The sequence below is a fragment of the Niveispirillum sp. BGYR6 genome, assembly GCF_027568365.1.
Lineage (GTDB): Bacteria > Pseudomonadota > Alphaproteobacteria > Azospirillales > Azospirillaceae > Niveispirillum.
Map to the genome: position 1 here is coordinate 1 of NZ_JANLNL010000027.1, position 2,500 is coordinate 2,500.

The following is a 2,500-nucleotide window of genomic DNA, read 5'->3' on the forward strand; positions in this document are numbered from 1 at the left end:
TGAGTGGCGCACGGGTGAGTAACACGTGGGAATGTATCCTTTGGTTCGGAATAACGTTTGGAAACGAACGCTAATACCGGATGAGCCCTACGGGGGAAAGATTTATCGCCAAAGGAGCAGCCCGCGTCTGATTAGGTAGTTGGTGGGGTAATGGCCTACCAAGCCGACGATCAGTAGCTGGTCTGAGAGGATGATCAGCCACACTGGGACTGAGACACGGCCCAGACTCCTACGGGAGGCAGCAGTGGGGAATATTGGACAATGGGCGCAAGCCTGATCCAGCCATGCCGCGTGAGTGATGAAGGCCTTCGGGTTGTAAAGCTCTTTCGCACACGACGATGATGACGGTAGTGTGAGAAGAAGCCCCGGCTAACTTCGTGCCAGCAGCCGCGGTAATACGAAGGGGGCTAGCGTTGTTCGGAATTACTGGGCGTAAAGGGCGCGTAGGCGGTTTTTCAAGTCAGGCGTGAAAGCCCCGGGCTTAACCTGGGAACTGCGCTTGAGACTGTGAGACTAGAGTACCGGAGAGGTGGGTGGAATTCCCAGTGTAGAGGTGAAATTCGTAGATATTGGGAAGAACACCGGTGGCGAAGGCGGCCCACTGGACGGTAACTGACGCTGAGGCGCGAAAGCGTGGGGAGCAAACAGGATTAGATACCCTGGTAGTCCACGCCGTAAACGATGTCGGCTAGACGTTGGGGCTCTTAGAGCTTCAGTGTCGCAGCTAACGCATTAAGCCGACCGCCTGGGGAGTACGGCCGCAAGGTTGAAACTCAAAGGAATTGACGGGGGCCCGCACAAGCGGTGGAGCATGTGGTTTAATTCGAAGCAACGCGCAGAACCTTACCAACCCTTGACATGCCTTGACCGATGCAGAGATGCATCTTTCCTTTCGGGGACAGGGACACAGGTGCTGCATGGCTGTCGTCAGCTCGTGTCGTGAGATGTTGGGTTAAGTCCCGCAACGAGCGCAACCCCCACTGTTAGTTGCCAGCATTTAGTTGGGCACTCTAGCAGAACTGCCGGTGACAAGCCGGAGGAAGGCGGGGATGACGTCAAGTCCTCATGGCCCTTACGGGTTGGGCTACACACGTGCTACAATGGTGGTGACAGTGGGCAGCGACCACGCGAGTGGAAGCGAATCTCCAAAAGCCATCTCAGTTCGGATTGCACTCTGCAACTCGGGTGCATGAAGTTGGAATCGCTAGTAATCGCGGATCAGCACGCCGCGGTGAATACGTTCCCGGGCCTTGTACACACCGCCCGTCACACCATGGGAGTTGGCTTTACCTGAAGCCGGTGCGCTAACCGCAAGGAGGCAGCCGACCACGGTACGGTCAGCGACTGGGGTGAAGTCGTAACAAGGTAGCCGTAGGGGAACCTGCGGCTGGATCACCTCCTTTCTAAGGAAGAGCCTTTCGTTTCGCCGACCTGCTGGATATTCCAGCATGGCTTTGGCCAACGGATACGCCGTCTCCGCATCCCTTCTCATGGATCGACAGTGAAGCCTGGTCGTTGACTGGGCTATCATTGTTGGGGTCACCAGCCTGATTGGGGGCGTAGCTCAGTTGGGAGAGCGCGTGCTTTGCAAGCATGAGGTCGTCGGTTCGATCCCGTCCGCCTCCACCAAGTTCCGTCGCATGATGTTGAGCTTGGAGGCAGTGATAAATCCATGAGTAGGCAATCGGATCGGTTGCAGGTTTACCTGTGACTGTAGGCAGCAAGGGCTGCCGGTTCTTGGACATCGTGAAAATGGTTTTGTGAAGTGTGACCAAGGGTCCGCTTTACGAGGGGTTGGGCTCTCTGCCGAGGGAGTTCGATCAGCAGTTCAGTCTGCGCCTTGTTAAGCGGAAATGATGCTGAGTGTTTTGCGTTTGTTGTGCGGGCTTGTCCCTGCGCGTGAGCGTAAAGAGAGATCAAGCGTCTTAAGGGCATCTGGTGGATGCCTTGGCACTGAGAGGCGATGAAGGACGTGGCACGCTGCGAAAAGTCATGGGGAGCTGCGAGCAAGCTTTGATCCGTGAATATCCGAATGGGGAAACCCACCTAGCAATAGGTATCCCAAGCTGAATACATAGGTTTGGGAAGCGAACCCGGGGAACTGAAACATCTAAGTACCCGGAGGAAAGGACATCAACCGAGACTCCGCTAGTAGTGGCGAGCGAACGCGGACCAGGCCAGTGGTCAATTCTACATAACTGGAACCGTCTGGAAAGTCGGGCCAAAGCGGGTGATAGCCCCGTACAGGTAAATCGGAATTGATCCTCGAGTAGGGCGGGACACGTGAAATCCTGTCTGAACATGGGGGGACCACCCTCCAAGCCTAAGTACTCCTCAGTGACCGATAGTGAACCAGTACCGTGAGGGAAAGGTGAAAAGCACCCCGACGAGGGGAGTGAAAGAGCACCTGAAACCGGATGCCTACAAACAGTCGGAGCCTCCTTGCGGGGTGACGGCGTACCTTTTGTATAATGGGTCAGCGACTTACAGTCGGCAGCAA

Annotated in this window: 1 tRNA gene and 2 rRNA genes (1 of these 3 cut by a window edge); all 3 read left to right on the forward strand. The window is 55.8% G+C overall.

Annotation, left to right across the window (positions count from 1 at the left end):
- Positions 1 to 1,403 (forward strand): 16S ribosomal RNA (locus PCJ49_RS24600); the annotation flags it as partial.
- A 150-nt stretch (positions 1,404 to 1,553) separates the two neighbouring features.
- Positions 1,554 to 1,629, forward strand: a tRNA-Ala gene (locus tag PCJ49_RS24605).
- A gap of 285 nt (positions 1,630 to 1,914) precedes the next feature.
- Positions 1,915 to 2,500 (forward strand): 23S ribosomal RNA (locus PCJ49_RS24610) (it continues 2,163 nt past the right edge of the window).